The 21,211-nt window shown below is 61.6% G+C and carries 17 protein-coding genes and 1 tRNA gene; 5 read left to right on the forward strand and 13 right to left on the reverse strand.

What is annotated here, in order from left to right; translation table 11 throughout:
• Window positions 1-93: 93 nt before the first annotated feature.
• Complete coding sequence (topA, locus tag CCANI_RS00875; RefSeq protein ID WP_186750207.1) at window positions 94-3,111, forward strand: type I DNA topoisomerase; 3,018 nt, start codon at window positions 94-96, stop codon at window positions 3,109-3,111.
• A gap of 254 nt (window positions 3,112-3,365) precedes the next feature.
• On the opposite strand, the gene CCANI_RS00880 is transcribed toward topA, so the two are convergent.
• Window positions 3,366-4,877 carry an adenylate/guanylate cyclase domain-containing protein gene (locus tag CCANI_RS00880; protein WP_146324200.1) on the reverse strand — a complete coding sequence of 504 codons (1,512 nt, stop codon included), beginning with the start codon at window positions 4,875-4,877 and terminating at the stop codon, window positions 3,366-3,368.
• A gap of 32 nt (window positions 4,878-4,909) precedes the next feature.
• On the opposite strand from CCANI_RS00880, the gene CCANI_RS00885 reads away from it, so the two are divergent.
• Both CCANI_RS00885 and CCANI_RS00890 read left to right on the forward strand, forming a co-directional pair.
• Window positions 4,910-6,112 (forward strand): DNA polymerase III subunit delta', encoded by a 1,203-nt coding sequence (locus CCANI_RS00885; protein ID WP_425457322.1) that lies wholly within the window; start codon window positions 4,910-4,912, stop codon window positions 6,110-6,112.
• Window positions 6,113-6,223: 111 nt separating this feature from the next.
• A tRNA-Thr gene (locus CCANI_RS00890) sits at window positions 6,224-6,299 on the forward strand.
• Between the two features lie 67 nt (window positions 6,300-6,366).
• Here CCANI_RS00890 and CCANI_RS00895 read toward each other — a convergent pair.
• The 11 genes from CCANI_RS00895 to CCANI_RS00945 all read right to left on the reverse strand — a co-directional run bounded on the left by CCANI_RS00895 (window position 6,367) and on the right by CCANI_RS00945 (window position 17,689).
• The gene (locus CCANI_RS00895) at window positions 6,367-6,645 is read right to left on the reverse strand and encodes a hypothetical protein (RefSeq protein WP_146324198.1); all 279 of its coding nucleotides are present in this window, start codon (window positions 6,643-6,645) and stop codon (window positions 6,367-6,369) included.
• 81 nt (window positions 6,646-6,726) lie between these two features.
• Entirely contained in the window at window positions 6,727-7,539 is an 813-nt protein-coding gene (locus tag CCANI_RS00900; protein ID WP_146324197.1) for a cytochrome c biogenesis CcdA family protein, read from the reverse strand.
• Window positions 7,536-8,363, reverse strand: coding sequence for a DsbA family protein (locus tag CCANI_RS00905; RefSeq protein WP_146324249.1), 828 nt, complete (start codon window positions 8,361-8,363; stop codon window positions 7,536-7,538). The genes CCANI_RS00900 and CCANI_RS00905 overlap by 4 nt, the downstream gene beginning before the upstream one ends.
• A 57-nt stretch (window positions 8,364-8,420) precedes the next feature.
• The gene (locus CCANI_RS00910; protein ID WP_146324248.1) at window positions 8,421-8,765 is read right to left on the reverse strand and encodes a DUF2304 domain-containing protein; all 345 of its coding nucleotides are present in this window, start codon (window positions 8,763-8,765) and stop codon (window positions 8,421-8,423) included.
• A 14-nt stretch (window positions 8,766-8,779) separates the two neighbouring features.
• Window positions 8,780-9,487, reverse strand: a complete 708-nt coding sequence (gene ppgS, locus CCANI_RS00915) for a polyprenyl-phospho-N-acetylgalactosaminyl synthase PpgS (protein WP_146324196.1) — start codon at window positions 9,485-9,487, stop codon at window positions 8,780-8,782.
• A 31-nt stretch (window positions 9,488-9,518) separates the two neighbouring features.
• Window positions 9,519-10,316, reverse strand: a complete 798-nt coding sequence (locus tag CCANI_RS00920; RefSeq protein WP_146324195.1) for a glycosyltransferase — start codon at window positions 10,314-10,316, stop codon at window positions 9,519-9,521.
• Between the two features lie 34 nt (window positions 10,317-10,350).
• On the reverse strand, window positions 10,351-11,556 hold the full coding sequence (locus CCANI_RS00925) for a lipopolysaccharide biosynthesis protein (RefSeq protein WP_146324194.1): 1,206 nt from the start codon (window positions 11,554-11,556) through the stop codon (window positions 10,351-10,353).
• Window positions 11,553-12,908 (reverse strand): M1 family metallopeptidase, encoded by a 1,356-nt coding sequence (locus tag CCANI_RS00930; RefSeq protein WP_146324193.1) that lies wholly within the window; start codon window positions 12,906-12,908, stop codon window positions 11,553-11,555. Before CCANI_RS00930 ends, CCANI_RS00925 begins: the two co-directional genes overlap by 4 nt.
• Window positions 12,905-14,938, reverse strand: a complete 2,034-nt coding sequence (locus CCANI_RS00935) for a prolyl oligopeptidase family serine peptidase (RefSeq protein WP_146324192.1) — start codon at window positions 14,936-14,938, stop codon at window positions 12,905-12,907. Before CCANI_RS00935 ends, CCANI_RS00930 begins: the two co-directional genes overlap by 4 nt.
• Window positions 14,939-15,014: 76 nt before the next feature.
• A complete protein-coding gene (locus tag CCANI_RS00940) occupies window positions 15,015-16,079 on the reverse strand; it encodes an alpha/beta hydrolase (RefSeq protein WP_146324191.1) in 1,065 nt (354 codons plus the stop codon).
• A 545-nt stretch (window positions 16,080-16,624) separates the two neighbouring features.
• Window positions 16,625-17,689: an alpha/beta hydrolase gene (locus CCANI_RS00945; RefSeq protein WP_146324190.1), complete on the reverse strand. Its 1,065-nt coding sequence runs from the start codon at window positions 17,687-17,689 to the stop codon at window positions 16,625-16,627.
• Between the two features lie 431 nt (window positions 17,690-18,120).
• On the opposite strand from CCANI_RS00945, the gene lpdA reads away from it, so the two are divergent.
• Together lpdA and CCANI_RS13550 are read left to right on the forward strand one after the other, a co-directional pair.
• Entirely contained in the window at window positions 18,121-19,536 is a 1,416-nt protein-coding gene (gene lpdA / locus CCANI_RS00950; RefSeq protein WP_146324189.1) for a dihydrolipoyl dehydrogenase, read from the forward strand.
• Between the two features lie 33 nt (window positions 19,537-19,569).
• Complete coding sequence (locus tag CCANI_RS13550; RefSeq protein WP_146324188.1) at window positions 19,570-19,761, forward strand: DUF6767 domain-containing protein; 192 nt, start codon at window positions 19,570-19,572, stop codon at window positions 19,759-19,761.
• On the opposite strand, the gene ramB is transcribed toward CCANI_RS13550, so the two are convergent.
• The gene (ramB, locus tag CCANI_RS00955; protein WP_146324187.1) at window positions 19,758-21,182 is read right to left on the reverse strand and encodes an acetate metabolism transcriptional regulator RamB; all 1,425 of its coding nucleotides are present in this window, start codon (window positions 21,180-21,182) and stop codon (window positions 19,758-19,760) included. The genes CCANI_RS13550 and ramB overlap by 4 nt on opposite strands.
• Window positions 21,183-21,211: the final 29 nt, after the last annotated feature.

Genomic DNA, 21,211 nt, shown 5'->3' on the forward strand with positions numbered 1-21,211 from the left:
GGTCATTGGTTCGGGTAGGAAAATTTGCAGCGGAGCCATATATTACTGTGTACGGTAAGCGAACGTACGCACACAACTATTCGAGAGGGCACCGTGGCAACAGCGAAGAAACGCCTTGTGATTGTCGAGTCGGCAACTAAGGCGAAAAAAATCGCTCCTTATTTGGGGAGCGATTACATTGTTGAAGCATCGGTGGGTCATATCCGTGACCTCCCTCGGGGCGCGGCGGACGTGCCCACCAAATACAAGAAGGAGCAGTGGGCGCGGCTCGGCGTGGACACCGAGCGGGGTTTCGCGCCGCTCTATGTGATCAGCCCAGATAAGCGGAAAAAGGTCACCGACCTAAAGTCGAAGCTGCAGCAGGTGGACGAGCTGTACCTAGCCACAGACCCCGACCGCGAGGGGGAGGCCATCGCCTGGCACCTCCTAGAGGTGCTGAAGCCGAAGGTGCCCGCCCGCCGCATGGTGTTCAATGAGATCACCAAGCCCGCCATCCTTGCCGCCGCGGAAAACACCCGCGAGCTGGATAAAAACCTGGTGGACGCGCAGGAAACCCGCCGCATCCTCGACCGCCTTTATGGGTACGAGATTTCGCCGGTGCTGTGGAAGAAGGTCATGCCGCGCTTGTCTGCCGGCCGCGTGCAATCCGTGGCCACCCGCGTGATCGTGGAGCGCGAGCGGGAGCGCATGGCGTTCGTTTCCGCCGCATATTGGGACCTCACCGCAACGCTCGATCGCGGCGTCACCGACGACGATAACCCCCGCACCTTTCAGGCCCGGCTCACCGGCGTCAATGGCGCGCGGGTTGCCGTAGGCCGCGATTTTGATGATCGCGGCAAGCTCACCTCCAAGGCTATCGTCCTCGACGAAGCCGCCGCGCGTTCGCTCGCGGATGGCCTCGCGGGCTCCACCATGCAGGTGACCGCCGTGGAGGAAAAGCCCTACACGCGCAAGCCTTACGCCCCCTTTATGACCTCCACGCTGCAGCAAGAGGCCGGGCGCAAATTGCACTACACCTCCGAGCGCACCATGCGCATCGCCCAGCGCCTCTATGAGAACGGTCACATCACCTATATGCGTACCGACTCCACCGCGCTCTCCGAATCCGGCATTCAGGCCGCCCGCGCCCAGGCACGCGAGCTTTACGGCCCCGATTACCTTGCTCCCACCCCGCGCCAGTACACGCGCAAGGTGAAGAACTCGCAGGAGGCGCACGAGGCCATCCGCCCCGCCGGTGAGACTTTTGCCACCCCCGGCCAGTTGCACGCGCAGCTCGACGCCGAGGAATTCAAGCTGTACGAGCTGATTTGGCAACGCACCGTAGCTTCCCAGATGGCCGACGCGCGTGGCACCTCCATGAAGGTAACCATGCTTGGCGACGCCGCGACAGGCGAGCGCTGCGAATTCTCCGCCACCGGGCGCACCATCACCTTTCCTGGTTTCCTCAAGGCCTATGTGGAAACCACCCGGCAGGCCGATGGCAACGATCTCGCCGATAACGCCGAGAAGCGCCTTCCCCGACTCGCTAGCGGTGACAGCCTGACCGCCACCAGCGTGTCCCCCGAGGGGCATTCCACAAATCCACCGGCCCGCTACACCGAAGCCAGCCTGGTGAAAAAGATGGAAGAGCTCGGCATCGGCCGCCCTTCCACCTATGCCTCCATCATCCGCACCATCCAAGACCGCGGCTATGTCTATTCCCGCGGTAATGCCCTCGTGCCGTCCTGGGTGGCCTTCGCAGTCGTCGGGCTCCTCGAACAAAACTTCGCCTCTCTGGTGGATTATGACTTCACCTCCTCCATGGAAGACGAGCTCGACGATATCGCCACCGGCAACGAAGATCGCACCGCCTGGCTTACCGGCTTTTACTTTGGCAATGCCGACGCCTCCGAAGCCATGGCCGAGACCGTCGCCCGCCTCGGCGGGCTCAAAGCCCTCGTCGGCGATAATCTCGAACAAATCGACGCCCGGACCGTCAATTCCCTCCATCTCTTCGACGATGCCGAAGGCCGCCCAATCCTCGTGCGCGTGGGACGGTATGGTCCGTACTTAGAGCGTGCGGTGGGCGTCGATAAGGACGGCGAAATAGAACATCAACGCGCAAACTTGTCGGACTCAATGACCCCCGACGAGCTCACCCTTGAAGTCGCCGAAAAGCTCTTTGCCACCCCGCAAGGCGGGCGCGAACTGGGCATCAACCCCAAAAACGGGCGCATGATCGTGGCCAAAGAAGGGCGCTACGGCCCCTACGTCACCGAGCTTGTCACCGACGAAGAACGCGTCGGCGCGGAAGCCATCGCCGAAACGATGGTGGCGGAAGAACGCGCCGCCGAAGACGCCGAACGCAAAGCCACAGGCAAACGGCCCAAAAACTGGGAAACCAAAACCGCCATCGCGGCCAAAGAAAAGCGCATTAATCAGATCGTAGAGGAAACCCTCAAGCCCCAAACCGCATCCCTGTTCAGCAATATGGAACCTGGGACCGTCACCCTTGACGAGGCCCTCCAATTGCTCACCCTGCCGCGCGAAGTGGGCATCGATCCCGCCGACGGGACATTGATCACCGCGCAAAACGGCCGGTACGGGCCCTATCTAAAGAAAGGCAACGATAGCCGGTCGCTCGCCAGCGAATCCCAAATCTTTACCGTCACCCTCGACGAAGCCTGCCGAATCTACGCCGAACCCAAGCGCCGCGGCAATACCCCATCCCAGCCGCCGCTCAAAGTCTTGGGTACCAACGATGTATCCGGCCGGCCCATGTTGGTCAAAGACGGGCGCTTCGGCGCCTATGTCACCGACGGTGTGACCAACGCCTCTCTGCGAAAAGGCGACACCCCGGAAACCATGACCGACGCCCGCGCCTGCGAGCTCCTATCCGAGCGCCGCGCCAAGGAAGCCGCTGATCCGGCCACTCCGGCCAAGAAGGCTGGAAAAAAGGCTGGTGCCAAGAAAGCCGCGAAAAAGACGGTGAAGAAGACGGCTGCGAAGAAGGCCGCCGCGAAGAAGACGACCAAGAAGGCTGCCGCCAAGAAAGCAACCAAGAAGGCTGCAGCTAAGAAAACGGTGAAGAAGACCACGAAGAAGACGGCCGCCAAAAAGACGACCGGATAGGTTGTGTGCAGCCGTTGACCTGCGATCGTCCGGAATTTCTTCATTAGGGTGCTCAACGAAGAATAAAAAGACGATTTGCAGCGTTTTTGGGCGAGATTCGTCCGGAATTTCTTCGTTAGGCCCCCGAATGAAGAATAGAAAGACGAGCCCCAGGTCGGCGGTTGCGCACAACCCATCGGCCACGGCGGCGGCAACCCAACGGCGCGGGTGGACCCACACACAACCCATTGGCCAGGGCACAATCAGGCTAGCGATCAGGAGCGGTCGGCCAGGGTGGGGCGAACGGGCCGCGCGAGCTGGGTCATTTCCTTCCGGCCGCGCAGCTCCACGGATTTGAGCACGGTCCACCGGGCCTGTTCGGCCTCGTTGGCGTCGCGAAGCGTGGTGGCGGAGGTAAGCACCCGACCGGGGGTGTCTTTGGCAAGGTCGGTGAGCCGGGCGGCCTGGTTCACCGCGTCACCGATCACCGTGTATTCGAAGCGGGCGTGGCCGCCGATATGCCCGGCGACCACGTGCCCGGAGGCCACACCGATCCCGCAGGCAAGCTCCATGTCTTTGAGTTCCTGGCGGAGCTCGCGCGCCGCCGCCAGCGCGTGACCCGCGGAATCGGCGAGGGGGAGCGGCGCGCCGAAGATGGCCAAGGCGGCGTCGCCCTGGAATTTATTAATAATGCCCTTGTGCCGGTGCACCACCGTGACCACGTGTTCGAAGAACTTGTTGAGTTCCGCCACGACCTCCTCCGGCGTGTGGTTTACGGCGAAGGTGGTGGAGCCGATGACGTCTACAAAGAGGACGGCTACCTTGCGGTCCTCGCCACCCAAGGTGGGGCGTTCCTCCATCGCGCGCCGCGCTACTTCCGCGCCCACATAGCGGCCGAATAGGTCGCGCACGCGCTGGCGTTCCCGCAGGCCACGCATCATTTCATTGAACCCGGCCTGCAGCACGCCGATCTCGGAGCCGTCGTAGATTTGCACCTCGGTTTCGTGTTCCCCGCGCCGGACGTGGTTAATGGCTTCCTGCAGTTCCCGGATGGGGTCCACCACGCTGGCCGTTACCAAGGCGGTGGCAACGTAGCCGGTGGCCAGGGCTGCAGCGATCAAGGCGATGATCGCCGGCAGGATATCGGAGGCATCGGGGGTGAAGTACTCGGCCTGCTGGCCCCAGATCATAAGCATGACCCCCAGCAGCGGCGCCCCCGTGGTAAGTAACCAGGTGAGGTGCAGGCGGTGTTCCAGCGGCGGTTCTAGGGTGGAGTTGTCCAACCCGCGGATCAGCGCGAGGGCGGCTACGGGGCGGACTAAACGTTGAGCTTCGAGGTAGGTAAACATGACTACGACGGCGCCCCCGAGGGCCGTCGATAAGCAAATAACTAGCGCAAGCCGCGGGGACATGGTGTAGGCCACGCCCGCGACAATGCCCACGCCCACTGACCACACGAGTGCGCACAGCATTGCTTGGTGCGTGGGCAGCCGCATTACCAGATTGCGCGCCATATTTGCGTCGTGGGCTTCGGGGTTGCGTTGCCAGCGCAGCACGGGTTGAAACAGCAGCACGGTGCCTACGGTGCCCACGATTGCGGCGAACACCGCATAGCCGATCACTACGGCGGGCAGGTGTCCGAGGTCGTTGAATTGCGACAGCTCCGGCAGCGGCACCAGCATGCTCACGAATAACGTGATGGCCACCGCGCCCACTACGTTCGAAACCAACACTGAGGCTGTGTAGAGGGGCCACGAGGTGCGGAGCAGCCATTTCAGTCGACTCATGCCCCCAACTTTATCCGTATAGGGTGGGTGAGGTGAGCGACCCCCAGCACAATGTGTTTCAGCACCTTGCCGGCAGCCCTAACGTGCGGCAAGTGCTTTTCGACGCCGCGACCGCAGCCCGCTCCGGCGCCGCCACCGCCGCCATGACCCACGCCTGGCTTTTTACCGGCCCGCCGGGGTCTGGGAGGAGCATAGCGGCCCGCGCCTTTGCGGCCGCACTGGTGTGTGAAAACCCGGAGGAAATAGGGTGCGGGAAGTGTCCCGCCTGCCGGACCGCGTGGGCGGGAACCCATGGGGACGTGGTCCACGTGGTGCCGCACGAGCTTTCCATCGGCGTGGAATTAATGCGCTCGGTGATCGCGGATGCCGCTCGACAGCCCACCACGGCCAGATGGCGAGTGGTGATTATCGAGGACGCCGATCGGCTGACCATGCAGGCTGCGAACGCACTATTGAAAACTGTGGAAGAGCCGCCGGCGCAGACGGTGATTATTTTGAGCGCGCCCTCGACGGATCCGCAGGACATCGCGGTCACGCTGCGATCGCGCTGCCGGCACCTTTATATCCCCACGCCGCGGACCGAGCAGGTGGCGCGGCTGCTGGAATCCGAAGGCATCCCCGCAGGTGACGCACAGCTGGCGGCCGCGGCCTCCGCTGGGCACATCGGCAGGGCGCGCCACCTAGCTCGCAATGTGGAGGCCCAACGGCGGCGCGCGGAGGTGCTGAACCTGGCGTCCCTGATCTATCAGGGCGATCTGGCGTTCCGGGAAACCGCCCAGCTGGTAAAAACCATTAAGGATGAGGCTGAACACTCCCTCGCCGAGATCGAACAACGCGAGCTGGAAAAGCTCAATGTTGCGCTCGGTATCGGCTCGAAGGGCAAGGGCACCGCGAAGGCGTTGCGGGGCTCGGCCGGGCAGATCAAAGCACTGGAGGAGACGCAAAAGACGCGCCGCACGCGATTCCTGCGGGATGCCTTGGACCTGGCGCTGATCGATTTCGCGGGCCTGTACCGCGACGCATTGGTGGTGGCGAGCGGGGCGTCGGTAAGCCTTATTCACCCGGACTTCGCGGAGCTTTCGCAGCGGCTGGCCGCGCAACACCCCCCGGCGGCGCTGGTGGCCTGCATCGACGCCGTCAATCTGTGCCGCGAAGCCTTCGGGCATAACGTGCGACCCGTGGTGGCCATGGACGCCATGGTGGGGCGCATCCGCATCGCCTGCCGCGTGAGCTAACGGCTGGTGTGATGGCCCGGTTGGCGCTGCGACGAGCCGGTTATTGGGAAAACTCAACCCTGTGGTATGTTTCTTAGCGGACATCGCACAGCGAATCGTTATGCATGGCCGGCCGCCTTAGCTCAGTCGGTAGAGCGCTTCACTCGTAATGAAAAGGTCAGGGGTTCGATTCCCCTAGGCGGCTCCACACTTGAACTCACCTCGGACAACTCCTTGCGTTGTGCGGGGTGAGTTTTTAGGTATTGGGGGCGGGGCTACCGGTTCGTATCCCCGGTAGATGTGCCGTGGATCGTCTCCAATACCTTGAGGCGCCGTTCGATGTCGATGAGCGCGCCAGCCTGGGCGTCGATAACCCGGGTAATCAAGACGACGATGTCTTCGCTGCTCTGGTCGGTTTGGGAGAACCGGCCGGCGGAGTCCGCGACGTCGGCAAGGTACTTTTTCGTAGCATGAAACTCGCGGAGGGTGCCTTTGTTGAGGTCCTCAACCGCGTGAATAAGCCTGTCAATCTCGCGCGCCGATTGGGAAGCCACGGTAAATCATCTCCTCTGCATCCAAGGGGGAGTCTTGGGCTCGAGGATAGTCGCATGCCCGGCAGCAGCGCCGCCCGCAGTTTAGCGCCGCAGCAATCGCACAAACAGCACAATTTCCACGATTACGGCAACGATCAGCAGCGTCATTGCGTCGCTTAGCTGCGCCGCCCAGGCACCCACCGTTTCCTGCACGGAGGATTGCGTCTCGGTGCTGATCGGCGTGGGCAGCGCCGCCGTCCCGTGCGTGGTGAGAAATAGCACACCCATGGCAACGAAAATTACACCCGCCAGCATGCTCATCGGATGCAATTTCAATGGCCCTACCTGCCGCACGGAACCCTGCAGCCACGGCCGATCCGCGATGCGCAGCCGCTCCCACACGGTGGCGAGGATAAACAGCGGAAGCGTCATCCCCAGCGCATAGAGCGCCATGATCAGGGCCCCGTACCAAAGGCTGCCGCCCACGAGCGCGGTGGTAAGCACCGCCCCGAGTAGCGGTCCCGCGCAGAATCCGGCGAAACCATAGACCGCGCCGAGCAGGAATACCGATGCCCAGCCCGGTCCGCCCACGCGTTGCGAAAGCGCGCTGAGCCCGGGGATGCGAAAACCGAAGCCGCAGAAGGTGTACACGCCGAGCGCGATAAGCACCACGCCGCCCGCCGTTATCAGCGTGTCACGGTGCGTGACCAGGAGCTTGCCGACGCCGCCGACCCCCACCCCGAGCGGCACCAACACCGCCGCGAGGCCGAAGAAAAACACCGCCGTGCGGGCCATAAGTTGCCGTTTGGAAGTGAATGCATAGGCGAAAAACGCGGGGAGTAGCAGGGCGGAGCACGGGCTGAGCAGGGCTAATACGCCGGCGAGGAATGCGCCGAGGAAACCAACGTTGATCATTCGGCGGAGACCTCGCCGCGGGCCACCTTATCCAGTTCCTCCGCGATCACCTTATGGAACACCTCGGCTGGTTGCGCGCCGGATACGAACTGAGTTCCGATCACAAAGCCGGGCGTGCCGTTGACGCCGATGCTTGCCGCATAGTCGCGGGCGCTTTCCACCGTGGCGGTGTAAGTGGAATCCGTGGCTTGGGCGCGGAATTTTTCTAGATCCTTGACCCCGGCCTCTTTGGCGAATTGCATAAAGTCATCGATGGTGAAGTTTGGGTGCCCGGAGACGTCCTTGGACGCGGTGTACAAGGCCTTTTTAAACTCGCGGAACTTGCCTTGGGCGGCCGCCGCGCGGCCCGCCTGCGCCGCAGCAATCGCGTTCGGACCGTTCACCGGCAGGTCGTTCCATTCCATGCGCACCAGGCCGGAATCGACGTAGCGTTCGAGGATCTCGTGTTCGGTGGTATTGGCAAACCGGGAACAGAATGGGCATTCGAAGTCGGAGAATTCCGAAATCACCACCGGGGCGTCCACGGGGCCGATGGCGAAGGGGTCCTCGGCATTGCGGCGGTGGACCTTCAGGATGTCCGCCTGGGTTTGGAGTTCCCCGCCCGGGCCGTGGATCGTGGCATCGAACGAACCATCGGGGCGCGCGGTGGCCGTGGCGGGCTTCGAGCCTGGCTTCGGGGTTTTCAGGTCCTGTCCGGTGGCCTGCGCCTCGCCGGTATCGGCCGCTGTGGTTGTGCCCTGCGGGAGGGCATCCGTGGAGCGCGCGCCAACTACGTAGCCACCCAGTCCGGCGATCACCACCAGCCCCGCGAGAAAGGCCCACATTGTTTTGGTGACCTGCCGAAATTGGGAACTCACGTTGGGTTACTCCTTAAAAACCGACTATAACGCGTCCGGATTATCCTCGGGCCGGATCGCATTGCGCAACGCAATGGCGCGGGCCAGCCGGGCGTACCGTAGCTCTTGCTCACGGAATCGTACATAGGCGCTAATTGTAGTGAACATAAAGGCCACCACAAGGCCATATAGCAGCAGGTCGGTGCCCCGGGACACGCCCACGATATTTGCTACCACCGTGAGATCGTCCGGGCGCAGCACGGCCCACACCGCCACGAAGATAAACAACACAAAGCCGATCTTCACCCCGGCCTTGGCGCGCGCCTTACGACGATTGCCCAGGAAGTACACCACCAGGAAAGCGGTGGCCAGCAGGAGTAACACCTGCATAATGATCGTGCTGGTCACGGCAGCCTCCTCGCCACAAAACCATCGGCGAGAATATTCACGCCGTTGATCAAAGATTGTCCCTTACTCATGGAGTATTCCGTATACAAAATATCCACAGGTTGTTCCGCCACGCGCCAGCCGCGCTCGTCGATTTGCGCCACGAATTCGCTGGCATGGCTCATGCCATTCATGCGGATATTTAACTCATCCGCCACCTTGCGGTTAAACACGCGCAAGCCATTATGGGCGTCGGTAAGCCCCAGTCGCCGGGTCCGCGGGGACAATAGCACTACCGTTCGCAACACCACGCGCTTTATCCACGGCACCTGATCGTCGGCGCCGCGCGGGCGGCCAAAGCGGGTGCCCACAATAATGTCTTTATCCTCGGTGCGCAGCCGTTCCAGCATGGCCACCACGTCCTTGACCTGGTGCTGGCCATCCGCGTCGAAGGTAACAAAATACTTGGCCCCCGGCTGGGCGCGCGCATACTCCACGCCAGTCTGAATCGCCGCACCCTGACCCAAGTTCACCGGGTGATTGACAAGGTGCGCGCCGGCGGCGTGAATTCGCGCCGCAGAATCATCTGAAGAGCCATCATTCACGGCGACGATATTTGGAAATGTTTTCCGCGCGTTACGGATTACATCTTCGATCACCGTGCCCTCGTTGAAGCAAGGTATGACGAGCCAGGTGTCCTGGTAATTTGAGGCAGTGGAATGCATGATGTTCCTCATGCTAACCCATCCGATGAAATCACCGGTGGAATAGCCGTTTGTACACTCGATTTAAGGTTCGTGTAGGCAACAATCTGTAGCCTGTTCGCAGCACCAAATTCAGCCATGAACGCGGCCTAGAAATCAACCCATAGCGCACCAAGTTTCGTTGCATTTGCCGTTCCGCAGCAAACATTCCTTTCCCCGTGCGCCGCTTTGTCTGAGTATCCGAAGTGCGGAAATATGTTAACGGTTCCGGCATATTATGAAAGCGCGAGCCCTGCGCCAATAACCGCGCGAAAAGATCATAATCCTCCATATGATGTACGTCATGGTAGCCGCCGGCGCGTTCCACCGCGGCCCGCCGCATCATCACACTCGGGTGATTCACCGGGCTATTGAGCTTCGCGTACCCGGCGATCTCCTCGTGGTTCTCTGGCAAACGTCGAATCCCCTTAATATTCGAGGTGGATTCCTCAAACTCCGCCATCGCCGTGCCCACCACGTCCACACCAGGGTGGGCGGCGAGGTATGCGAGCTGACGTTCAAATCGCTCGGGGTGGGCGATATCATCGGCGTCGAGACGCGCGATGAATTCGGTGGTAATCGTGGCCAACCCTGCCGCAGCGGCGGGCCCCGAGCCCTGGTTTTCCTCCAGCCGCACCACGCGCGCGCCGGAATTCCCGATGATCGCCTCCAATGTGCCGGGGAGCGGGCCGTCCGCCACGACGACGAGGTCATCGGCGGGGCTGGTCTGCGCGTTCAAGCTATGCAAACACGCCGACAGCTCCGCGGGAAGAATCCGGTGATACACGGTAACCAAGGCAGCTAGCGACATGGTTTCAAAGTTTAGCGCCCCTGACCCGCGCAGACTATGGCGCCGGAAGCGGGCTGCGTTGCCGCCGCGAAAACACGGCCGCCAGATGCAATGCCACGCCGCACAATGGTCCCACCGTTAAGGCCAGGCACACGCGCCACACCAGCCCCGTGGGTAGCAGGAGGCACGCAAAGGCCACCACCGTGGCCAGCACCCAGCCGAATAAATACACGCGGTGCCGCTCGTTCGCCAGCATGGCCGTGCCCGTGATCATCAATGCGCCGGTGCAGGCGGAAGCCAGCGTAAGGATCGCCAAAATGTTCCCCGGCACGAACATGTCTTCGCGGAAAAACAGGCGCATGAGCCAGGGGCCGATCAGCCATGCGGCGGCCGCTCCCACAAGGCCGACACCGAACACAGCTGCGAGCGGCTGGGCGAGCGCTCGTGGCTTGCGCATAAAGCGCACAATAAGCGCCGATTGGAAGCGCTGCAACGGCACGAGGATCGGGGCGCGGGTCAGCGTGATCGCCATAATAATGCCGCCGAGCGTCACCGCCGCGCCCGTAGTCGGCTCCGATGTGCCCTTGACCAACGTGGGAAAACCGGTGATCAGCGCTGCCGAAGCCCCCGTCGCGGTCATCGTTGCCGCCACCCGCCGCGCAAACAGCCGAGGGTCTACGTCCGTGGGTTGGCGGAGCGCCGCACGCGCGCTTTTCGACGCCCCGAGCACCAGCACCCAGCTCCCCGCGCCGATCACGGTAACCACGATAAAAACCATCAAACCCCACCCGAACATCCAGGCGGCGAGGACCAGGGCCAGGCGGATCCCGGAATCCAAGGCGACCAGCCAGGCGTAATGCTTCCACAATTGCATCGCCGAAAGCGCGCCCGCCAGCACCGCTTGGTATGTGTAGGAGACCAAGCCCACGGCCATAAGCACGATGGCCAGCGGGTGATAGGCGCTGAGCAGCAGACCGATCCAGATGGGTCCGCTGGCCACCACCAATGCGGCCGTGACCAGCGCCAAGAGGGTGCCAAGGCGGAGCGGGCGCGCGGTGCCCGGCGGCTGTGTCCGAGCCGCCCCGACGGCCCGGGTGGTCTCCTGCATAAGGCCATCCAGGAGCCCTGTGAGGGCGAAAAACAACCCCCAATACGCGGCGAATTCGGCGGTGAGGCGTTCGCCCAGGGCCCACGATGCCACGATCAGTAGGATAAACCCCGAGGCGGCGGCGAACACGGTGGCGAAGCTTAGAAACTTCATGCGCGCGCCTCGGGGAACGGTGGCAAGGCGCATTCGTATAACCACGCCTTCCACAACGCATGGAAGCGGGCGATTGGAATGTTTTCCTCGCGGCAGGCCAGCTCGCAGGCCAGGCGCAAATCCATCGGCTCCACCACGCCGTGTTGGCCGGCGGCGACGTAGCGGCGCACCATGCGGAAGAACGCGGCGTCGCCAAGCAAACAGCGAATGGCGTGCACGGTGAGGGCGCCGCGTTTGTATACGCGATCATCGAACATGAGTCTGGGGCCGGGGTCCGCGAGCAGCAAATCCTGCGGCAGGCGGCGCAAAATATTGTAATGATGCCGGGCCGGGAAATCCCCGGTTGTGTGTTCGAACCAAAGCCATTCCGCGTAGCAGGCAAAGCCCTCGTTCAGCCAAATATCGTTCCACTGCGCCAAGCCCAGCGAATTGCCGAACCATTGGTGGCTGAGCTCGTGGGCGATCAGGCGCTCCCACTTTCCATTGACGTGATTGCGGCCGAAAATGGAGAGCTCTTGGGCCTCCAGTGGGATCTCTAGGTCGTCTTCGGTGATGACCACTACGTAGCGCTGGAACGGGTACGGGCCGAAGAGTTTGCAAAAAAGTTCGAGCATGCGGAGTTGGTCCGCGAATGCGCGGGTGAAATCGTGGCGGGCACCCCGCGGCAGATACGCCACCACGGGGACGGGGCGCGCGGCCAAGGTGAGTTGCTCGAATTCGCCAACCATGACGGTAGCCAGGTAGCTGGCCATGGCGTGCCCGGAGCGGTAATGCCACGTGGTGCGGGAGCCGTGGCGGCGCTTGCCCAGCAGCGCGCCATTGGTCACCACCGTGTATGGGTTATCGCAAGTCACCGTGATGTCATAGAACGCCTTTTCGTCCGGAGTGTCGTCGCAGGGGAACCAGCTCGGGGCGCCATTTGGCTGGCTGGCCACCAGCGAACCGTTCTCCAATTCCTCCCAGCCGAGGGTGCCCCACACCGTGCGCACCGCCGTGGGTTTGCCGCTGTATGTAATGCTCAAAACGAACTGTTGATCGACGGAGATCGTGGCGGCGAAGACGATCCGCAGCTTGCCGTGCGCCTGCGAAAACTTCTTTACCTCGATGCCCAAGCCCCCGATGCCTTGCGCCATCACCCGGGAAACCCGCAGCTGAGGCACCAAATCCAGGGTCAACTCCCGCAGCGGCAGGTAATTGTCCATGCTGAGCACGGCCGTGCCCTGCAAAAAGTTCGAACTCACCCGATATTGCAGGGCGAGGTTATAGTGCCGCACGTGGAAGCCGAGGTTAAAGTACACCCCGGTATAGGAATCGCGAATACCGGGGATCGGCGTCGACCGCAGCCGTTTCATTTCTTACTCTCCAGATGTTCGATCAGCCAGGCGGCGATTATAGACTCCATGCGCGCCACCTGCTCGTTGTCCGCGGCACCAGCGTGGCCGCCCTCAATGTTTTCCACATAATCCACCGGCTGCCCCGCGCGCTGCAACGCATCTGCGAACAAACGTGCGTGTGCCGGGTGGACGCGGTCATCGCGTGTCGACGTCGTGACCAGCGTCGGGGGATACGCACGCTCACCGCGGTCCACCACGCGATGCAGCGGTGAATAGGATTCGAGAACCGCACGCTCTTTCGGATCCTCGGGGTCGCCGTACTCCGCGATCCAGCTGGCACCCGCCAGCCAGGTGTGATAGCGCAGCATATCGGTCAGCGGCACCTGCGACACCACCGCCCCCATCGCCGAAGGGTATCGAGTCACCGCCACCGCCGACAATAACCCGCCATTCGAACCCCCACGTATCCCGATCAGCCGCGGGGTGGACAGCCCGCGGGCCGCGATATCCCGCAATACCGCCACATGGTCTTGGAACACCTTTTCGCGTTGGGTTTTCACCACCGCCTGGTGCCACGCCGGGCCAAACTCGCCGCCGCCCCGCAGGTTTGCCTGCACATATAGGTTCCCACGTTCCAACCACATCCCGCGGATCGCCGAATAGGCCGGGACCAATGGTACCTCGAACCCGCCATAGGCATAGACCAGCGCCGGAACCGGGGCAGCCGTAAAGCGGCCAGTGACAAAATACGGGATCTTGGTGCCATCCTCAGAGGTGGCCCAATACTGGCGCGTCTCCATCCCGGCGGCGTCGAACTGGGCGGGGGCGCGGCGGACGGGCTGCCACGTTGCGGGGGTCGCGGCGTCGCCAAGCAATAACGCGGTGGGCTGCGTAAACGACGACGCGGACAGCCACACCTCATTATCGCGCAGGGGGGAAGAATCGACCACGTGTACGGTGGAATGCTCCGGCACCGGCAACGCCAACGGCGGCTCCCCCCAGGCGCCCAGGCGAAAGCGCAGCAGCTTCGTGGCTACGTTATCCAACGTTGCTACCAGCAGAAAATCGCGCGTGAAATGCAGCCGGTCGAGCGAACAGGAATTCGTGGGTTCGAAAATAGTTGCGAGCTCGGTATCGCCCGCCAAAAACTCCGCGAAACGCGCCACGCCCAAACCCCCGGCGGGCACGCCCGCGAAATCCTCGCGCGGCATCACAAACAACCATTCGCGATGCGCGTGGATCTGGGCGTCCTCCGGTACCGGCAGCTGGCGCAAACCATCGTCCGTGAGCACGAAATACTGGTTGCGATAAAAATCCAGGGCGCGCTGGACAATGATCCGCTCCCAGCCGGGGGTGTTATCGGACCATGCACCCACCGCGACGTCGGCACGAGTACCGGCGAAAAACAATTCCGCATCCGCCAATTGCTGGCCGCGCCGCCACGTATACACGCGCGCCGGATAGCCCGAATCCGTGAGCGAACCTTCGCCCATATCGGTGCTTACCAGCAAGGTGTCCCGGTCGATCCAGCTCACGTCGGACTTTGCCTCGTCGAGCAGGAACGGGTGGTCGGTGACGAACTCATTGGTGTGCAGGTCGAATTCGCGCAGCACCGAGGCGTCCGCGCCGCCGCGCGACAGGCGGATCAGCGCGCGATCGTAGGAAGGGGAAATCACGTGGGCGCCCTTCCAAACCCAGTTTTCGTCCTCGGATTCGGCGAGGGCGTCGACGTCTATAAGGGTCTCCCAGGAGGGCGTGCCCGCGAGGTAGCTGGCTGGGTCGGTGGCCCGCCAAAGCCCGCGCGGATGCTCCGCATCACGCCAGAAATTGAACAAACGTTCGCCACGGCGGAGGGGAAAGGGAATGCGATCATCCGTATCCAAGACGTCGCGGATTCGGCGCTCAAGCTCAGCTCGCAGGGGGTGTTGATCAAGCGCCTCGACCGTACGTTGCGACCATGAATCCGCCCACTGCAATACGTCAGGGTGATCGATCTCAATGAGGGCATCCGGGGCTGGAATCGGCGTCTGCGGCGTGGGGGACGTCATAAACCTAATAGTCTACGCCCCGCCGACCCTCGTTCGTGAGGGAAGGCGGGGCGGAAGTGCCGGAACCTAGCCGGGACTAGTCATTAAAACCGCGTTCGAAGGTGGGCCAGGAGGTGGTAAGGTCCTCTTCCCAGTAGCCCCAGGAGTGGGTGCCGGTGGGGCGGAACTTGAAATCACCTGGGATGTTCAGCTGATCCATCTTCGCCTTCAGGTCGTGGGTGCACTGGTTCGTGGCGGCCTCGATGGCGCCACCCAGGATCTTCACGTTCGCCTGCGCGATGGAGTTATTGCCCAAGCGGGGGTTCGAAAGCGTGTCATACTCGCCGGACATGCCGGAACCATTGGACACGTACACCTCGGTGCCGCGCAGCTTCTCCGCGTTGATCAGGGCATCGTTGTAGTGCCACGTGCCGGTGCCGAGCGGGCCCCACATCTGCTCGCGGGTGACATTGCCGCGCTTCAGGGTCTCATCCAGATACCACACGGCGGTGCCGCGAGACGTGGCGGCGCAACCCGAGTAGGAGCCGACCGCATCGTAGAAACCGGGGTTGTGCTCGGCGTACAGCAGCGAGGTGGTGCCGGTCATGGACATACCGACGATCGCGCGCTTATTGCTAGCCTTCAGGAACTTCTCCACCGGGCCAGGCACTTCCTTGGTGAGGAAGGTCTCCCAGTTTTGCTTGCCGCCGAGCGACGGGACCTCTTCAACCCAGTCCGTGTAGTAGGAGAACTTGCCGGACATGGGGATAACCACGTTGACGTTCTTCTCGCGGTAGAAGTCAATCACGTTCGTCTGCATGATCCAGTTAGCCGTGCCTTCGCCGCCGTCCGCGCCGTTCAACAAGTAGATGGTCGGGCGGTTGTCTTCCTTGGCGGGGATGAGCACGAAGGGGACATCACGCTGCATGGAAGGGGAGAAAATCCAAACCTCTCGAGCATCATCGCGGCCGGCGATCTTTTGACGCCACACCGGTTCTGGCACATCTGTGCGAGCGCTCGGATTAATGGTGGCAAGCGGGATATCGCCGGCAACCTGGGCGGGGTTCAAATCTGCGGCGGCAGCGGTACCGGCAGACGCCAAGGCAGCTGCTGCCAGAGCGAGAGCGGTGACCGGTGCGGCGAGGCGGCGCGCTAAGTTCATGATGCTTCTTTCTATCTTGGGGCTACTTACTACAAGCCTTCAACAAGCAATGCAACGGTTTTGGCTCATACTACGTTAACATTGTTACGAAATTATTTCGCGCCCGCGCCGGCAAAAGTGGGGGCCTGGGCCCCGAAAAAGCGCTCCGGGGTTGGGGAATTTTTCAGGTTGAGTGCCGTTCGATTGCCGCCTATGTGTTTGGTGTGGTTTCGGCTGTACACAGCATGTTTAGCGGATGTTCTAACAAGTGTTTGAAAGGGGTGTTGGCGGGGCAATGGGGGTGGGGGTAAAGGGCGAATGTAATGGAGTGATCTGTCTCATTCCGCACGCTGAGAAGGCGGCAAATCGAGATTGTGAAAACACAAACGCCGCGCCTGCGAACGTGAGGAATTGCTGAAACTAGAGTGACTGAAGATAACTCGCGCGAGCAGGGCTGTAAGCGTGAAGCTCAGGGTGTGGGGGCGGCGTCGATAAGCAAAAACGAACCCCGCTAAACCCGAAACAAAGCTCAGGAATGGCGGGGTGTCGTGTATTCGCGCGGCGTACTATTTGTTAAATGCGCGCTCAAAAGTAGGCCAAGAATCGCGGAGATCCTCCTGCCAGTACCCCCAAGAGTGGGTACCGGTGGGGCGGAACTTAAAGTCCGCGGGGAGGCCCAGCTGGTCCATCTTCGCCTTCAGGTCGTGGGTGCACTGGTTCGTCGCAGCCTCAATGCCGCCGCCCAATACAACCAGGTTGCCGCGGGCCAGCGAATTGCCCTGGACGCGGGGGCTGGACATCGCATCGTGCTCGCCGGTCATGCCGGAACCGTTGGAAGCGTACACCTCGGTGCCGCGCAGCTTTTCGGCGTTGATCAGGGCATCGTTGTAGTGCCAAATCGGGGTGCCCAACGGGCCCCACATCTGCTCATGGTTCAGGTTGGCGCGCTTCAGTACCTCATCCACCCATGCAACCTGGACGCCGCGGGACGTGCCGGCGCAACCGGAGTAGGAGCCAACGGCATCGTAGAAGCCGGGGTTGTGCTCGGCGTACAGCAGCGAGGTGGTGCCGGTCATAGACATGCCGACGATCGCGCGCTTATTGCTCGCTTTGAGGTATCCCTCGATTGGGCCAGGAAGCTCCTTAGTGAGGAAAGTCTCCCAGTTCTGCTTGCCGCCCAGCTCGGGGACCTCGCTCACCCAGTCCGTGTAGTAGGACAGCTTGCCGGACATCGGGATAACCACGTTGACGTTCTTCTCGCGGTAGAAGTCAATCACGTCCGTCTGCATGATCCAGTTCGCGGAACCCTCGCCGCCATCGGCGCCATTGAGCAGGTAAATCGTCGGGCGGTTAGCTTCCTGCGCCGGGATAATCACGAACGGCACGTCGCGGTTCATGGACGGCGAATGTGCCCAAATTTCGCGGACATCGTTACGGCCATTCAGCTTTTCCCGCCAAACAGGGGGATCAATATCTGTGCGTGCGCTTGGATTAATGGTTGCCAACGGCGTGTCGCCAGCAACCTGTGCTGGATTAAGCTCCGCCGCCATGGCGGGGCCAGCTGTGGTCAACGCGGCTACGGCCAAGGTCAGGGCAGTTGCTGGTGCGATGAGACGACGCACAAAGGACATAATTTTCCCTTCTGATTGCTGAGAGTGCAACGCGGAACCTTATCGGTTCATAGCATTAGCTATATCCGCGCGAGCGGCTTCTACGTTAACATCTGATGGCAGTATGTTTCCGGCCACGTTGGGAGCATCCAAACTACTACCACGGATTGGAGATCAATCAATGAACGTCATTGAGCAGATTCAGCTCGCTATTAACTCGGCCCTCGGCAACCTCTCTCATGCAGGTTCTTCAGGAATTAGCTGGATCCTGGCGGCGTTCCGCCTGCTCTAAGGTTTCCCGCACGGTTGGGTTAAGGTTCGGCTCTTTAACTCTTCGAGTGCACCCCTCTAAAGCACCCCCATCGCTAGGGAATAGGGCGATGCGGGGTGCTTTCTTTGCTTCATAGCGCAAGGTGACGACAAAGAAGGGTGCACCACGTATTCTTGAACCCGTGACTGAACATTTTGACGTTGTTGTACTTGGTGCGGGCCCGGGTGGATACGTGTCCGCGATTCGCGCATCCCAGCTCGGCTTGAAAGTTGCCGTTGTAGAGAAACAATATTGGGGCGGCGTCTGCCTCAATATTGGGTGCATCCCATCTAAAGCGCTCCTGAAGAACGCCGAACTAGCACATGTTTTCAATCATGAGGCGAAGCTGTTCGGTATTTCCGGCGATGTTTCGTTCGATTTCGGCGTTGCCCACGATCGTTCCCGCAAGGTTTCCTCGGGCATTGTTAAAGGTGTCCACTTCCTGATGAAGAAGAACAAGATCACCGAGGTCGATGGCTTCGGCGTGTTCAAGGATGCCAAGACGCTCACTATTACCGAGGGCAAAGACGCCGGCAAGACCCTCACCTTTGATAATTGCATTATCGCCACCGGCTCCGTGGTTCGCTCGCTGCCGGGCGTGGAGCTTTCCGGCAATGTGGTTTCCTTCGAGGAGCAGATTCTTTCCCGCGACCTCCCGGATTCCATGGTGATCGTCGGCGCCGGCGCCATCGGCATGGAGTTTGCGTACGTCCTTTCTAATTACGGGGTGGACGTAACCATCGTGGAGTTCATGGATCGCGTGCTGCCGAACGAGGACGCGGATGTGTCCAAGGAGATTGCAAAGCAATACAAGAAGCTCGGCGTGAAGCTGCTCACCGGCTATAAGACCACCAGTGTGCGCGACAATGGGGATTCCGTTGAGGTGGATGTTGAGTCTAAGGACGGCTCCCAGTCGGAGACGCTGATTGTGGACCGCGTCATGATCTCCATCGGTTTCGCGCCGCGCGTGGAGGGCTTTGGCCTCGAAAACACTGGCGTGAAGCTTACCGACCGCGGGGCCATCGACATCGACGAACGCATGCGCACCAACGTTCCCGGCATTTACGCGATTGGCGACGTCACTGCCAAACTGCAGCTTGCTCACGTTGCGGAGGCCCAGGGGGTCGTCGCCGCAGAGACCATCGCGAACGCTGAGACCATGGAGCTTGGCGATTACATGATGATGCCGCGCGCCACCTTCTGTAACCCGCAGGTCGCATCCTTCGGCTACACCGAGGAAAAGGCCCGCGAGATCGCGGAGGCGGAAGGCCGCAAGATCAAGGTGGCAACGTTCCCGTTCTCCGCAAATGGCAAGGCGCAAGGCCTCGGCGAGTCCGCCGGTTTTGTCAAGATCGTGGCGGATGCGGAGTTCGGCGAATTGCTCGGCGCGCACATGGTTGGCTCCAATGTGTCCGAGCTGCTGCCCGAACTTACATTGGCACATAAGTTCGATCTCACCGCAGAGGAGATCGGCCGCAACGTGCACACCCACCCCACCCTGTCGGAAGCGATGAAGGAAGCCGCCGAAGGCATCTGTGGCCATATGATCAACTTCTAACAGGGGTTTGAGACCAAGGACAACGTCTAGGCAATGGTCACACCACGAACACGGCGTCGTCGAGCCCCCGCGCCGCGCTGCCCAATCCGGGCGGGGGAGCCGTGTTCACTCTGCGTCCCAGGCGCCACGGGCCCGCAGGATTGCCAGCTCGTGGCACTCGTGCGCGAGGATCCGGAATTGCTGGAACTTCAGCAGGAGATGATGCGGAAGCACCGTAACCGTTAGTAGGGGGCGACGGTCGAGCGATGGGCGTCGATAGTAATGGTGCGGTGCACGGGCGGGAAGGCGCGTTGTGCACAATTGTCGCGCGTGCATACCCGGCAGCCTGCTCCGATCGGGGTCGCGCCGGTGAAATTCTCCAAGTCCATGCCTTGTGAATAGACCGTACGTTCGGCGTGGCGGGCTTCGCACCCCAGTCCGATAGCAAAGAGCTTGCCGGGCTCGTTATAGCGCCCGCGATGATGCCGCACCGTGCGCGCAATCCACAGGTAGTTGCGGCCGTCGGGCATCTGCGTCATCTGCCGCATGATCTGCCCTGGATTGGTAAAGGTTTCGTACACATTCCAGAGCGGGCACGTTCCGCCAGAATGTGTGAAATGGAAACCGGTTGCGGACTGCCGTTTCGACATATTCCCCGCGCGGTCCACGCGCACAAACGTAAACGGAATGCCGCGCAAATTCGGGCGCTGCAGCGTGGAAAGCCGGTGGCAGATCGTCTCGTAGCCCACCCCGAAAATCTGGGACAAATATTCGATGTCATAGCGGGAGTTTTCCGACGCCGCGTGGAATTGCTGGTATGGCAGCATCAACGCCGCCGCGTAATAGGACGCCAGCCCCCGCAATGCCAGCGTGCGGGACTCGGGTGAGGTAAACGACGTCTCATCGAGAATGCTTTCGAGGATCTCGCCAACCTCGAGGTAGCTCAGCTCGGCGGCCATGCGGAATGCTTTTTGCCCGGGGTTCAGCCGCGCGCTGAGCGTAAGCGTACGGGTGTCCGAATTGAAGTGGTGCAGCGTGCCGTCAACCGAATGTGTGTTCGAGATCGTGACGCCGTGATCTTGGAGGCGGCGCGTCATGGCATCCTCGGTGGCGCGGATATCGTACGGGCCCAGGTTTAGGGCGTCTGCAAGGTCCTCGGCGGCGGTGTCCAAGGCGTCGAGGTAGTTTTGCCGCGCATAGAAGAAATCGCGTACCTCCTCGTGCGGCATGGCAAGCGCGTGGGCGCTGGAGCTCGGGGCGTCGGGAGTCGGCGAATGGCGCGTATCGGTGGCCAGCGAAAGCTTGTCGCGGACGTTCCGGTAGCGCCTGTGCATGTCCACCATCGCCCGCGCCAAAGTCGGGTGATTGTACACCATTTCGGATATTTCCTGGAGCTCCACCGTGGTCGGGCAAATCTCCTTGTCCAAGACCACATCTTGGACCTCGGCGAGCAGCCTGGAATCATCGTCGCGGGAAAAGAAAGTGGCATCGACGCCGAAGGCTTCGGTGATGCGAAGGAGGACCGGAACCGTGAGCGGTCGAACGTCGTGTTCGATTTGGTTGACGTAGCTCGCGGACAGTCCCAGCGTTGCTGCAAGGGATGCTTGGCTGAGGTCTCGTTCACGGCGCAGCTGCCGCAGTCGGGAGCCAACATAGGTCTTTCCCATGCCGGCAACTATAGCTTGGACGTAAACAG

The sequence above is a fragment of the Corynebacterium canis genome (genome assembly GCF_030408595.1).
Classification (GTDB): Bacteria; Actinomycetota; Actinomycetes; order Mycobacteriales; family Mycobacteriaceae; genus Corynebacterium; species Corynebacterium canis.